We start from the raw sequence: 12,664 nt of genomic DNA on the forward strand, positions 1-12,664 counted from the left end.
CTCAGTCCCGGCGAGTGCGGGGCAGCGGCACGGAGGCGACGAGCCCGGTGATGATGTCACTCGCGCCGCGACCACCGAGGTGCGCCTCGGCCGCCGGGAGGACGCGGTGCGCAAGGACCGGTACGGCGAGCTCCTGCAGGTCGTCCGGCAGGACGAACTCGCGCGAGTCCAGAGCGGCGGCGGCCCGGGCGGCCCGGATCAGGTGCAGAGTCGCGCGCGGGCTGGCGCCGAGGCGCAGCTCCTGCGAGCGGCGGGTCGCACCGACCAGGGCGACGGCGTACTCCTTGACGGACTCCGACACGTGCACCGACTGGACCGTCTTGACCAGTCGCAGCACCTGCTGGCTGTCGGTCACCGGCTGCAGGTTGTTCAGCGGGTCGGTGGCCGAGTGCCCGTCGAGCATCCGCAGCTCGGCGGCCGGCTCCGGGTACCCCATCGAGACGCGGGCCATGAAGCGGTCGCGCTGTGCCTCGGGCAGGGGATAGGTGCCCTCCATCTCGATCGGGTTCTGCGTCGCGATCACCATGAACGGCGCCTCGAGCTGGTACGTCGTGGTGTCGACGGTGACCTGGCGCTCCTCCATCGACTCCAGCAGCGCGGCCTGGGTTTTCGGCGAGGCCCGGTTGATCTCGTCACCGACCACGATGTTCGCGAACACCGCGCCCGGCTTGAACTCGAAGTCGCGGACCTCCTGGTTGAACACCGACACGCCCGTGATGTCCGACGGCAGCAGGTCGGGCGTGAACTGGATGCGGCGCACGGTGCAGTCGATCGAGCGGGCCAGTGCCTTGGCCAGCATCGTCTTGCCGACGCCCGGCACGTCCTCGATCAGTAGATGTCCTTCGGCGAGCAGCACGGTGACTGCTGTCTCGACGACATCGGGTTTGCCTTCGATGACTGTCTCGATGGCTCGGCGGACCCGTCCCGCCACCTCTGTCAGCTCGTCGAAGTCCATGGCCGAGCTGGTCGCGGTGGTGCTCACCCTGAGTCCTCCCCATTGGTTGTTGGCCGACTCATTCTGACCCGGGCGCGGGGTCGGGCCTAGCCCTGCACGGAATTCGTTACCGGCCGTTTCGGCGCCGGTGACAGCCATCCTCACCGGGTGTCGCTGATCCATCACCTGTCGATGGGGATCTTTCCCACCCAGCGTACGAGAGGAGCGAAACGGGGCGGATTTGGTTGACGGTGGGGCAAAGTGGAGTAAGGTGGAGCGCAGTGGTACTGATTTGGTGGAAATCAGCTCGACCTGAGACGGAGAGTCCGCAACGGGGAGGTGGAGCGTGTTCCTCGGGACGCACTTCCCCAAGCTCGACGACAAAGGTCGGTTGTTCCTGCCGGCGAAGTTCCGCGACGAACTTTCCGAGGGTCTGGTGATCACCCGCGGGCAGGAGCGTTCGCTGTCCGTGTGGCCCGAGGCGGAGTTCGTGCAGCTGACCGAGCAGTTGAAGCAGGCTCCGATCACCAACAAGGGTGCCCGGGACTACCTGCGGATGCTGTTCGCCGGAGCCTCCAACGAGGTGCCGGACAAGCAGGGCCGGGTCACCATCCCGCCGATGCTGCGCGATTACGCAGGACTGGATCGCGACTGCGTCGTCATCGGGGCGATGAACAGGGTGGAGATCTGGAACACGGAGAACTGGAACAGGTACTCCGCGGAGCAGGAGCAGGCGTTCGCCGACCTGTCCGAGGAGGTACTGCCCGGGATCTTCTGAGCAGCACCGAGCACGACCTTGCCGTAAGAGGACAGGTGGACACCGGACGTCCGGTGAGATCACGGGTCCGACTTCCGACTCGGGTGTTGGCGCCACTTCCCCGGCGCCAAGGCCACGGGTACTTCCCCGGAAGGCGAACCCGCGATCTGACCGGACGAACAGTTCTCCTCCACTTTCCTCCACCCGACGTTCCAACCGCCCCCAGCAGCAACACAGCAGGACGAAGAACCCGCGGGGGCAGGGTCGCTCCCGCGGCTATCGGAAGGGTCGAGATGGACGGTGCAGAGCGCGACGCGCAGGGGACGGGTGGCTGACGCCATGACCGAACCCACGCCGTCCGACCGCCACGTCCCCGTCATGCTCGACCGGGTCGTCGCCCTCCTGGCTCCCGCCCTCCAGCACCCCGGTGCCGTCCTCGTCGACGCGACCCTCGGGCTCGGCGGACACTCCGAGGCGTTCCTTCAGCGGTGCCCCGAGGCGCGGCTGATCGGGCTCGACCGTGACCCCGCCGCGCTGCGGCTCGCCGGCGAGCGGCTCGCGCCGTACGCCGAACGCACCACGTTCGTGCACGCCGTGTACGACGAGCTGCCGCGCGTCCTCGACGAGCTCGACGTGCCCGCGATCGACGGCATCCTGTTCGACCTCGGCGTGTCCTCGATGCAGCTGGACGAGGCCGACCGCGGCTTCGCCTACGCGCAGGACGCGCCGCTGGACATGCGGATGGATTCGACGGCGCCGACCACGGCCGCCGACGTCCTGAACACCTACAGCGCCGCCGACCTGGCCCGGATCCTGTTCCAGTACGGCGAGGAGAAGTTCTCCCGCAAGATCGCCGACCGGATCGTCAAGGCCCGGGAGGTCGAGCCGTTCACCAACAGCGCCCGGCTGTCGGAGCTGGTGCGCGACGCGATCCCGCAGGCAGCCCGCCGGACCGGGGGGCACCCGGCCAAGCGGACCTTCCAGGCGCTGCGGATCGAGGTCAACGGCGAGCTCGACGTCCTGCGGCGCGCGCTGCCGGCGGCGGTCGCGTCGCTGGCGCTGCACGGGCGGATCGTCGTGATGAGCTACCACTCGCTCGAGGACCGGATCACCAAGCAGACGCTGGCGGCCGGCGCCAAGTCCGACGTACCGGACGACCTGCCGGTGATCCCGGCCGGTCACGAGCCGTACCTGAAACTGCTCACCCGCGGGGCCGAACGGCCGACCGAGGACGAAGTGGCGGCCAACCCGCGGGCCGCCTCGGCCCGGGTCCGGGCCGCGACCAGAGTCCGCGAGAAAGGGCTGGTGGCTTGATGAGTACTGTCTTCAGCCCGTCCAAGGCACGGGTCACGCCGGCGGCTCCGGCCAAGAAGCAGGAGCCGAAGCTCCGGATCGTGTACGGCGCGCCGTTCCGGCCGCCGCGGATGCCGTTCGTCATCTTCGTGGTGTCGCTGCTGGCGGCCGGCCTGGTCGGCCTGCTGCTGCTCAACACGGAGCTGCAGCGCGGCACGTTCCAGGTCACGGCGCTGAACCAGCAGGCCGACCAGCTGCGCGACCAGCAGGAGCAGTTGGAGCGGCAGGTCCGCACGCTCGAGTCGCCGCAGAACCTGGCCGACCGGTCGCTGCGGATGGGCATGGTGCCGAACCCGAACCCGGTCTTCCTGCGGCTGTCCGACGGGCGCGTGCTCGGCGTACCGGCCGAAGGCAAGGCGGGGACCGGCGCGGCGATGTTCGGGCCGGGACTGCCGGTCCAGGCCGCGACGCCGAAGCCGCCGGCCGTCACGCCGCCGCCGGCCGCGACCACGATCAAGCCGACCACGCCGGTGAAGCCGAGCACACCGGTGAAGCCCAGTACGCCGGTGAAGCCGCCGGCGAACACCAAGCCGCCGGCGAACACCAACACAGGGACCACCACACCGACCGGGGGATGATCGGATGACGGAACGACGGGGAGACGAGCCACCACGCAAACGCGGTGGTGAACCGGGCCGGGGCAACCCGCCCCGCAAGGCTCCGTCGTCCCGTCGCCCCGCCACAGAGGGCGGCCGCCCCGCTGCACAGCGTCCCCGCCGCCCCGCCCCGGACGAGCAGCCGCGGCGTCGTTCGGAAGAAGCCCGCCGCAAGGGCGCGGACGCGCCCCGCCGGACGCGCGACAGCCCGGCCGGAGCTCGGCGCGACGGCGCGGACGCGCCGCGTCGGGCCGCCAAGAAGACGGCGGCCAGCCGGCCGCGCAAGAGCGCCGACGGCGCGCGCCGGGTGGGACCGGACGGCCGTCCCCTGGCCAAGCGAGTGGGCCCCGACGGACGGCCGCTCGCCAAGAAGACTGCCGCGCCCCGGAAGCGGCCGCCGCAGAGCAGGCGTCCTCCTGTCCGCAAGCCTCGGGTGAAGAAGCCGCCGCGGTTGCTCAAGCTCGGGCGGCCCGCGCTGCGGCTGCGGGTGACGTTCGGCGTGATGGCGCTGGTGCTGTCGCTGTTCGCCGGGCGGCTGATCATCCTCCAGGGCGTCGACCCGGACCGCTACGCGCTGGCCGCCACCAAGGAGAACACCAAGCCGTTCGTCCTGCACGCGTCCCGCGGCTCGATCCTGGACCGCAACGGCGTACCGCTGTCGGTCTCCGAGGACGCGGTCGCGATCACCGCGGACCCGACGCAGACGGGCAAGGTCGCCAGCCAGCTGGCCGGCGTACTGGCTCCTCGGCTGGCGTCGGCCGACTACGCGACGCTGATGAAGAAGCTGACCGGCAAGGGCCGGTACGTCGTCCTGGCGAACAAGGTCAGCCCGCAGACCTGGAACCAGATCACCGACGAGATCAAGGACCGCAACAAAGCGATCAAGGAGCAGAACAAGGCGCTGCCCGAGGACCAGAAGAAGCCGATGCTGGCCGGCCTCTACACCGAGGCCGACCCGGTCCGCAGCCACCCGAACGGCACCATCGCGGCCAACGTGGTCGGCATCGTCGGCGCCGAGGGCAAGGGCCTGGCCGGGCTCGAGTACGGCCTGAACGACAAGCTGTCCGGTCAGGACGGCAAGGCGATGTACGAGGTCGATGCCCGGGGCAACAAGATCCCGAATGCCGACCACACCGTCGAGGAGCCGAAGCCGGGCGTGTCGGCGCAGCTCACGCTGGACGCCGACCTGCAGTGGTTCGCCGAGCGGCGGATCGAGCAGGCGGTCAAGCAGTACAAGGCCAGCTCCGGCTCGGTGGTCACGATCGACGTCAAGACCGGCGAGATCCTGGTGATGGCCAACTACCCGAGCTTCGACCCGAACAAGCCGGTGAAGACCGGGGCGCTGAAGAACCGGGCGCTCGAGCAGGTCTACGAGCCGGGCAGCGTGCAGAAGGTGGTCACGATGGCGGCGCTGGCCGACGCCGGGCTGATCTCCCTGGACACCAAGCTGCAGGTGCCGGGCGCGTACACCGTGCAGCGGCGCACGATCAAGGACGCCTTCGACCACGGCGTGCTGAACCTGACCATGGCCGGCGTCGTGGCCAAGTCCTCGAACGTCGGCACCATCATGGCCGCCCAGCAGATGCCGGTCGGCGACTTCGTCCACTACCTGAAGAAGTTCGGCTTCGGCGAGCCGACCGGGATCGGTTTCCCCGGCGAGAGCCGCGGCCTGATGCCGCCGGGGGACGAGTGGAGCGAGCTGACCCGGTCGAACGTCGCGTTCGGCCAGGGCCTGTCGGCCAACGCCGTCCAGATGGCCGCCGCGGTCAACGCGGTCGCCAACGGCGGGGTCTACATGCCGCCGAAGCTGATCAAGGACTGGGTCGACGCCGACGGCAACGCGACGCCGAACCAGATCGCCCCGCCGCGCCGCGTGGTCAGCGAGTCGGCCGCCAAGCAGGTCACCACGATGATGGAGGCCGTCACCGGCAAGGGCGGTACGGCGCCGCTGGCCGCGATCGCCGGCTACCGGGTGGCCGGCAAGACCGGTACGGCGCAGGAGGTCGACTCGGCCTGCGGCTGCTACCGCAAGTGGGCCACTTCTTTCGCCGGATTCGCCCCGGCCGACAACCCGCGCTTCGTTACGTACGTCGTACTGCAGGACCCCACCAACGGGCGGGGCGGTGGTTTCCAGGGAGGTCCGGTGTTCCGAGACGTGATGAGCTACGCGCTGCAGAAGTACGCGGTCCCGCCGACCGGTGCGAAGCAGCCCGTCATCCCGATCACCTGGTGATCACCCAGGGTCAGGTAGGTGTCACACGCCCCGGAACGGTAGCCTCTGGGGCCGTGTCCACCCCTTCCGCCGCAGGCGGCGCCGTAGCCGCGATCAGGCCGCGGCACACCGTACCGGTCGCCCTTGCCGACCTGGCCAGAACCGCTGGGGCGGAGGTCCCGGCGGGTGCCGCCGAGGTCCCCGTCACCGGTGTCTCCCTCGACTCCCGCTCGATCCGGCCCGGTGACCTGTACGCCGCGCTGCCGGGCGCCGCGACGCACGGCGCGGCCTTCGTCGCCGGCGCTCAGGCGAGCGGCGCGGTCGCCGTACTGACTGATCCCGCAGGCGTCGAGCGCGCGCTGACCGCCGGTCTGCCGCTGCTCGTCGTGCCCGACCCGCGCGCTGTGCTCGGCGCCGTCGCCTCCAAGGTGTACGGCGAACCGACCAGTGAGCTGCGGCTGCTCGGCATCACCGGGACCAACGGCAAGACCACCACCAGCTTCCTGCTCGACTCGGTGCTGCGCAGGCTCGGCCCGGCCGCTCTGGTCGGCACGATCGAGACGCGGATCGGCGACCAGGTCGTGAAGAGCGCGATGACGACGCCGGAGGCGACCGACCTGCAGGCGTTGTTCGCGGTGATGCGCGAGCAGGGCGTCGCGTGGTGCGCGATGGAGGTCTCCAGCCACGCGCTGGCCAAGGGCCGCGTCGACGGTGCCCGCTATGCGGTCGCCGGGTTCACGAATCTGAGCCAGGACCACCTGGACTTCCACAAGACGTTCGAGGAGTACTTCGCGGCGAAGGCCTCGCTGTTCACGCCCGAGCGCTGCGACCTGGCCGTGGTGAACATCGACGACGAGTACGGCCGCCGCCTGGCCGCGCAGACCGTCGTTCCGCTCATCACCGTGTCGACGACGCGTGACGCGGACTGGACCGTTGCCGCGACGCATCAGTCCGAGCACGGCTCGACCGTGATCGACATCCGCGGACCGGGCGAGGAGCTGACGATCGAGATCGTGCTGCCCGGCGACTTCAACGTGGCCAACGCGCTGCTCGCGGTCGCGATGCTGCGGCAGGTCGACGTACCGGCCGACCAGATCGCCGCCGGCCTGCGCGACGCGCGGGTGCCGGGACGGATGGAGACCTTCGTCCGCGACGGCCTCGCGGTGATCGTCGACTTCGCGCACACCCCCGACGCGGTCGAGCTGGCCCTGCGCGCCGCTCGTGGCGCGACCAAGGGCCGCCTGTACGCCGTGGTCGGCTGCGGTGGCGACCGCGATCCGTGGAAGCGCCCGGCGATGGGTGCGGCCGCGGCCCGGGCGGCCGACGCGGTGATCGTGACCGACGACAACCCGCGCAGCGAGGACCCGGCGCTGATCCGGGCCGCCGCGATCGAGGGCGCACGGGACGCCGTACCGGACGTGGACCTGCGCGAGGTCGGCGACCGGCGGGAAGCGATCCGGACCGCGATCGAGCTGGCCGGCCCCGGGGACACCGTGGTCGTGCTGGGCAAGGGCCACGAGACAGGCCAGGACGTCGGCGGCGTGATCCACCCGTTCGACGACCGTCAGACCGTGCGTGAGTTGTTGGAGGAGACCCGGTGATCCCTGTCAGTTGCGGTGACATCGCCACGGCCGTGGGCGGTGAGCTCGTCGGTGCCGATCCGGCGGCCGTCGTCGACGGTGTGGTGGCGAAGGACTCGCGCGAGGTGGTCCCGGGCGGTCTGTTCGTGGCGCTGCCCGGCGAACGCGCCGACGGCCACGACTTCGTCCCGGCCGTGACCGAGGCGGGCGTGACGGTCTCGCTCACGACCCGGCCGATCGACGGATGCCCCTGCGTCGTCGTACCGGACACGCAGGTCGCGCTCGGTGAGCTGGCGCGGTACGTCGTCGCGCAGCTGCCGGACCTGACCGTGATCGGCCTGACCGGCTCGCAGGGCAAGACGAGTACTAAGGACCTGATCGCGCAGCTGGTCGCGCCGTACGGGCCGACGGTCGCGCCGGTCGGGTCGTTCAACAACGAGATCGGCCACCCGCTGACCGCGCTGCAGGCCGACCGGACCACGCGGTTCCTGGTCGCCGAGATGGGCGCGCGGCACGTCGGCGACATCAACTACCTGTGCCGGATCACGCCGCCGACGGTCGGGCTGGTGCTGAACGTCGGGCACTCGCACATCGGCGAGTTCGGCAGCCAGGACGCGATCGCACAGGCCAAGGGCGAGATGATCGAGAACGTCGTGGCCGGCGGCACCGCGGTGCTGAACGCCGACGACCCGCGGGTCGCCGCGATGGCGTCGCGGACCGAGCAGACCGTCCGGCGGTTCGGCGAGGCGCCGGAGGCTGATGTCCGGGCGACCGACGTGAAGCTCGACGAGAACGGCCGGCCGAGCTTCACGCTGCACGCCGACGGTCAGAGCTTCGCCGTCCGGCTGCAGCTGATCGGTGAGCACCAGGTACCGAACGCGCTCGCCGCGACGGCCGCCGTACTGGCTGCCGGGCTGACGCCGGAGCAGGCCGCCGCCGGGCTGAACGAGGCCACCACGATGTCGAAGTGGCGGATGGAGGTCACCGAACGCGCCGACGGCGTGACGGTGATCAACGACGCGTACAACGCCAACCCGGACTCGATGCGGGCCGCGCTCAAGGCGCTGGTCGCGATCGGGCGGGCCCGTGGCGCCCGGACCTGGGCCGTGCTCGGCCCGATGGGCGAGCTGGGCGACACCTCGACCGAGGAGCACGACGGCGTCGGCCGGCTGGCTGTCCGCCTGGACGTGAACCGGCTGGTCGCGGTCGGTGAGGACGCCCGCCCGATCCATCTCGGGGCGTCGCTCGAAGGATCGTGGGGCAACGAGTCGGCGTACGTCGCCACGGCGGACGAGGCGCTGGAGCTGCTGGGCAAGGAACTGCAACGGGGTGACGTGGTGCTCGTGAAGGCGTCCAGGTACGTCGGGCTCGACCGGCTGGCCACGGCTCTCCTGCAGGAGGGCGCGCAGTGATCTCGATCCTGTTCGCGGGCGCGATCTCGATGGTCCTGACCCTGCTCGGCACCCGGCTGGCGATCAACCTGCTGTCCAAGCGCGGGTACGGCCAGGAGATCCGCGACGACGGCCCGACCTCGCACCACACCAAGCGCGGTACGCCGACGATGGGCGGCACCGTCTTCATCATCGCGACGATCGTCGGCTACTTCGCCGCGAAGCTGCTGACGATGAAGCCGCCGAGCGCCTCGGCGATCCTGGTGCTGTTCCTGTTCGCCGGGATGGGTGCGGTCGGCTTCCTGGACGACTTCATCAAGATCTTCCGTCAGCGCAGCCTCGGCCTGCGCAGCAAGGCGAAACTGGCCGGCCAGACGATGGTCGCGGTGGTCTTCGCGGTGCTCGCGCTGCAGTTCGCCGACGAGCGCGGGCAGACCCCGGCCTCGCCGTTCATCTCGTTCATCCGCGACATCCAGTGGCTGCACCTGCTGCCGGTGCTGGTCGTGATCTGGATCCTGCTGCTGATCGCCGGCATGTCGAACGGCGTGAACCTGGCCGACGGCCTGGACGGTCTGGCCACCGGCGCCTCGATGATGGTGTTCGGCGCCTACACGCTGATCTGCATCTGGCAGTCCAACCAGAGCTGCGCGACCGCACCGGGCGCCAAGTGCTACGAGGTCCGCGACCCGCTCGACCTGGCCGTGGTCGCGGCCGCGCTGACCGGCGCGCTGTTCGGCTTCCTGTGGTGGAACGCCTCGCCGGCCAAGATCTTCATGGGTGACACCGGTTCGCTGTCGCTCGGCGGCGCGGTGGCCGGCTTCGGCGTGATGACCCGGACCGAGCTGCTGGTGCTGCTGCTCGGCGGCCTGTTCGTCATCATCACCGCGTCGGTGATCCTGCAGGTCAGCTGGTTCAAGATCACCAAGCGCACCGGGGGAGTCGGCAAGCGGCTGTTCCGGATGGCGCCGCTGCAGCACCACTTCGAGATGCTCGGCTGGGAACAGGTCAACGTGGTGATCCGGTTCTGGATCATCTCCGGACTGTGTGTCGCCACCGGTCTCGGACTCTTCTACGCGGAATGGGTCGCCGGATAATGAGTCTCACCTCAAGGACCGACGACGGCTGGGCGACCACCCGGTTCGTCGTCCTCGGCTTCGGTACGGCGGGTTACGCGTGCGCCGACTCGCTGCTGCAGGCCGGCGCCGAGCACGTCGTCGTCCTCGACGACCGCGACAACGAGCAGCTGCAGGAGAAGGCGCAGATCCTCGGCACGCTGGGCGCCGAGATCAAGCTCGGCCCGGGCAGTACGGCGGAGCTGCCCGCGGACGTCGAGGTCGTCGTCACCTCGCCGGGCATCCGGCCGCACTCGCCGTTGCACACCGCGGCGGCCGAGCGCGGCGTACCGATCTGGAGCGAGATCGAGCTGGCCTGGCGGCTGCGCGACCCCGCGAACGCGGCGCCGTGGCTGTGCATCACCGGAACCAACGGCAAGACCACCACGGTGCAGATGCTGACGGCGATCCTGACCGCCGCCGGCCACCGGGCGATCGCGGCCGGCAACGTCGGTCTGCCGCTGCTGGAAGCCGTGATGGACCCCGAGCCGTACGACGTGATCGCGGTCGAGCTGTCCAGCTACCAGCTGCACTACACGCACTCGATGTCGGCGCACGCGGCCGCCGTCCTGAACATCGCGCCGGACCACGTCGACTGGCACGGCTCGCTCGACGCGTACGCGACCGCCAAGGGCCGGATCTTCACCAACTGCCAGGTGGCCTGCGTCTACAACGTCGCCGACCAGGCCACCGAGAAGCTGGTCGAGGACGCCGACGTGATCGAGGGCTGCCGCGCGATCGGCTTCACCCTCGGGACGCCGGGCCTGTCGATGGTCGGGCTCGTCGACGAGTACCTGGTCGACCGCGCGTTCGTCGAGCAGCGCGCCACCTCGGCGCTCGAGCTCGCGACGCTGGCCGACATCACGCCGCCGGCCCCGCACAACGTGGCGAACGCGCTGGCCGCGGCCGCGCTGGCGCGGTCGTTCGGCGTACCGGCGACCGCGGTTCGCGACGGGCTGCGCGGTTTCCGGCCGGACGCGCACCGGATCGCGCACGTCGCAGAAGTTGCCGGAGTCAACTATGTCGACGACTCCAAGGCGACCAACCCGCACGCCGCGCAGGCGTCGCTGCTCGCGTACGAGCACGTGGTGTGGATCGCCGGTGGACAGGCCAAGGGCGCGACCTTCGACGAGCTGGTGATCGCGGCCCGCGAGCGGTTGCGGGGCGTCGTACTGCTCGGCCAGGACAAGGCCGTGATCGCGGAAGCACTTGCCCGACACGCGCCTGAGGTCCCGGTGATCGTGGTCGAGTCAACGGACACTGGAACCATGGAGACCGTGGTGGGGGAGGCGACCAAGCTGGCACAGGTGGGTGACACCGTGCTGCTGGCGCCGGGCTGCGCTTCTTGGGACATGTTCGCCAACTACGGAGCCCGCGGGGACGCTTTCACCGAAGCCGTGAACCGTCTGGGTTCCTGACGCCGGAGGTGATCGCGCGTGACGTCGATCATTGACCGGCCGGAGCAGAAGTCGCCCGAGCGCGGTGGTGGTTCCGGCAGTGGCCTGATGGCCGCGATCAGGAACGTGCTGGACCGGCCGCTCACGTCGTACCACCTGGTCCTCGGCGCGACCGGTCTGCTGATGGTGCTGGGCCTGCTGATGGTGCTGTCGGCCTCGAGCGTGCTGTCGCTGCGCACCAACGGCAACAGCTACACGATCTTCTACCGGCAGCTGATCTGGGTCGGCGTCGGTCTGCCGATGGCGTACGTCGCCTCGCGGATGACGCCGCGGCACTTCCGGATGCTCGCGTACGTCGCCCTGCTGGGCTCGACGTTCCTGCTGGTGCTGACCTACGTGCCGGGCCTGGGCAAGAACGTCAACGGCAACACGAACTGGCTGTCGTTCGGCGGCCCGCTGCAGATCCAGCCGAGCGAGTTCGCCAAGCTGGCGCTGGTGATGTGGTGCGCCGACCTGTACGCGCGCAAGCAGAAGCTGCTGACCCAGTGGAAGCACCTGCTGATCCCGATGGCGCCGGTCTGCGGCCTGGTGATCGCGCTGATCGTCGGCCAGCGCGACCTCGGGACGTCGCTGGTGCTGATGGCGATCATGATCGGCCTGATCTGGGTGGTCGGTGCGCCGACCCGGTTGTTCGTCACCGCGATCGCGGTGGTCGGCGTGATCGCGTCGTACTTCGTCACCACCGCGCAGCACCGGATGGACCGGCTGACGAACTTCATGAACCCGTTCGCCGACCCGACCGACGTCGGCTGGCAGGCCTACCACGGCCTGTACGCGCTCTCCACCGGTGGCTGGTGGGGCGTCGGAATCGGCAACAGCCGGCAGAAGTGGGGCAACCTGCCCGAGGCGCACACCGACTTCATCTTCGCGGTGATCGGTGAGGAGCTCGGGCTGATCGGCTCGCTGACCGTGCTCGCGCTGTTCCTGACTTTGGCCTACGCCGGCATCCGGATCGCGACCCGTTCCACCGAGCCGTTCATCCGCTACTGCGCCGCCGGGATCACGGTCTGGATCATGGCCCAGACACTGGTCAACCTGGGTGCGGTGATCGGGCTGCTACCCATCGTGGGAATCCCGCTCCCGCTTTTGTCGTACGGTGGGTCCGCACTGCTGCCGACGCTGATCGCGATCGGCATGCTGCTGTCCTTCGCGAAGGCCGAGCCCGGCGCGCAGGCCGCCCTCAAGGAGCACCGGCGGCCGTTGTTCGGGTGGATGTCGTCGCGGCGCACACCTGGCCCGAGCGGCCGTGAGAACACGCGGGAGCGTTGAAAG

10 protein-coding genes are annotated in these 12,664 nt (G+C 70.1%); 9 read left to right on the forward strand and 1 reads right to left on the reverse strand.

Annotated features, from left to right (window positions below):
* Window position 1: 1 nt before the first annotated feature.
* Complete coding sequence (locus ABD235_RS04005; RefSeq protein ID WP_425553104.1) at window positions 2-940, reverse strand: AAA family ATPase; 939 nt, start codon at window positions 938-940, stop codon at window positions 2-4.
* 340 nt (window positions 941-1,280) lie between these two features.
* Here ABD235_RS04005 and mraZ point away from each other — a divergent pair, with 340 nt between their 5' ends.
* The 9 genes from mraZ to ftsW all read left to right on the forward strand — a co-directional run bounded on the left by mraZ (window position 1,281) and on the right by ftsW (window position 12,661).
* Window positions 1,281-1,712 carry a division/cell wall cluster transcriptional repressor MraZ gene (gene mraZ, locus ABD235_RS04010; protein WP_344169507.1) on the forward strand — a complete coding sequence of 144 codons (432 nt, stop codon included), beginning with the start codon at window positions 1,281-1,283 and terminating at the stop codon, window positions 1,710-1,712.
* Window positions 1,713-2,030: 318 nt separating this feature from the next.
* Entirely contained in the window at window positions 2,031-3,005 is a 975-nt protein-coding gene (gene rsmH, locus ABD235_RS04015; RefSeq protein ID WP_344169510.1) for a 16S rRNA (cytosine(1402)-N(4))-methyltransferase RsmH, read from the forward strand.
* Window positions 3,005-3,622, forward strand: a complete 618-nt coding sequence (gene ftsL, locus ABD235_RS04020) for a cell division protein FtsL (RefSeq protein ID WP_344169513.1) — start codon at window positions 3,005-3,007, stop codon at window positions 3,620-3,622. Before rsmH ends, ftsL begins: the two co-directional genes overlap by 1 nt.
* Before the next feature lie 4 nt (window positions 3,623-3,626).
* Window positions 3,627-5,873, forward strand: coding sequence for a peptidoglycan D,D-transpeptidase FtsI family protein (locus ABD235_RS04025; protein WP_344169516.1), 2,247 nt, complete (start codon window positions 3,627-3,629; stop codon window positions 5,871-5,873).
* 53 nt (window positions 5,874-5,926) lie between these two features.
* Window positions 5,927-7,453, forward strand: coding sequence for a UDP-N-acetylmuramoyl-L-alanyl-D-glutamate--2,6-diaminopimelate ligase (locus ABD235_RS04030; protein ID WP_486336031.1), 1,527 nt, complete (start codon window positions 5,927-5,929; stop codon window positions 7,451-7,453).
* The gene (locus tag ABD235_RS04035) at window positions 7,450-8,844 is read left to right on the forward strand and encodes a UDP-N-acetylmuramoyl-tripeptide--D-alanyl-D-alanine ligase (RefSeq protein WP_344169519.1); all 1,395 of its coding nucleotides are present in this window, start codon (window positions 7,450-7,452) and stop codon (window positions 8,842-8,844) included. Before ABD235_RS04030 ends, ABD235_RS04035 begins: the two co-directional genes overlap by 4 nt.
* Window positions 8,841-9,917, forward strand: a complete 1,077-nt coding sequence (mraY, locus tag ABD235_RS04040) for a phospho-N-acetylmuramoyl-pentapeptide-transferase (protein ID WP_344169522.1) — start codon at window positions 8,841-8,843, stop codon at window positions 9,915-9,917. The genes ABD235_RS04035 and mraY overlap by 4 nt, the downstream gene beginning before the upstream one ends.
* Window positions 9,917-11,353, forward strand: coding sequence for a UDP-N-acetylmuramoyl-L-alanine--D-glutamate ligase (gene murD / locus ABD235_RS04045; RefSeq protein WP_344169526.1), 1,437 nt, complete (start codon window positions 9,917-9,919; stop codon window positions 11,351-11,353). The genes mraY and murD overlap by 1 nt, the downstream gene beginning before the upstream one ends.
* 18 nt (window positions 11,354-11,371) lie before the next feature.
* Window positions 11,372-12,661, forward strand: coding sequence for a putative lipid II flippase FtsW (gene ftsW, locus ABD235_RS04050; RefSeq protein ID WP_344169529.1), 1,290 nt, complete (start codon window positions 11,372-11,374; stop codon window positions 12,659-12,661).
* Window positions 12,662-12,664 lie beyond the last annotated feature (3 nt).

The sequence above is a fragment of the Kribbella lupini genome, from assembly GCF_039529595.1.
GTDB lineage: Bacteria > Actinomycetota > Actinomycetes > Propionibacteriales > Kribbellaceae > Kribbella > Kribbella lupini.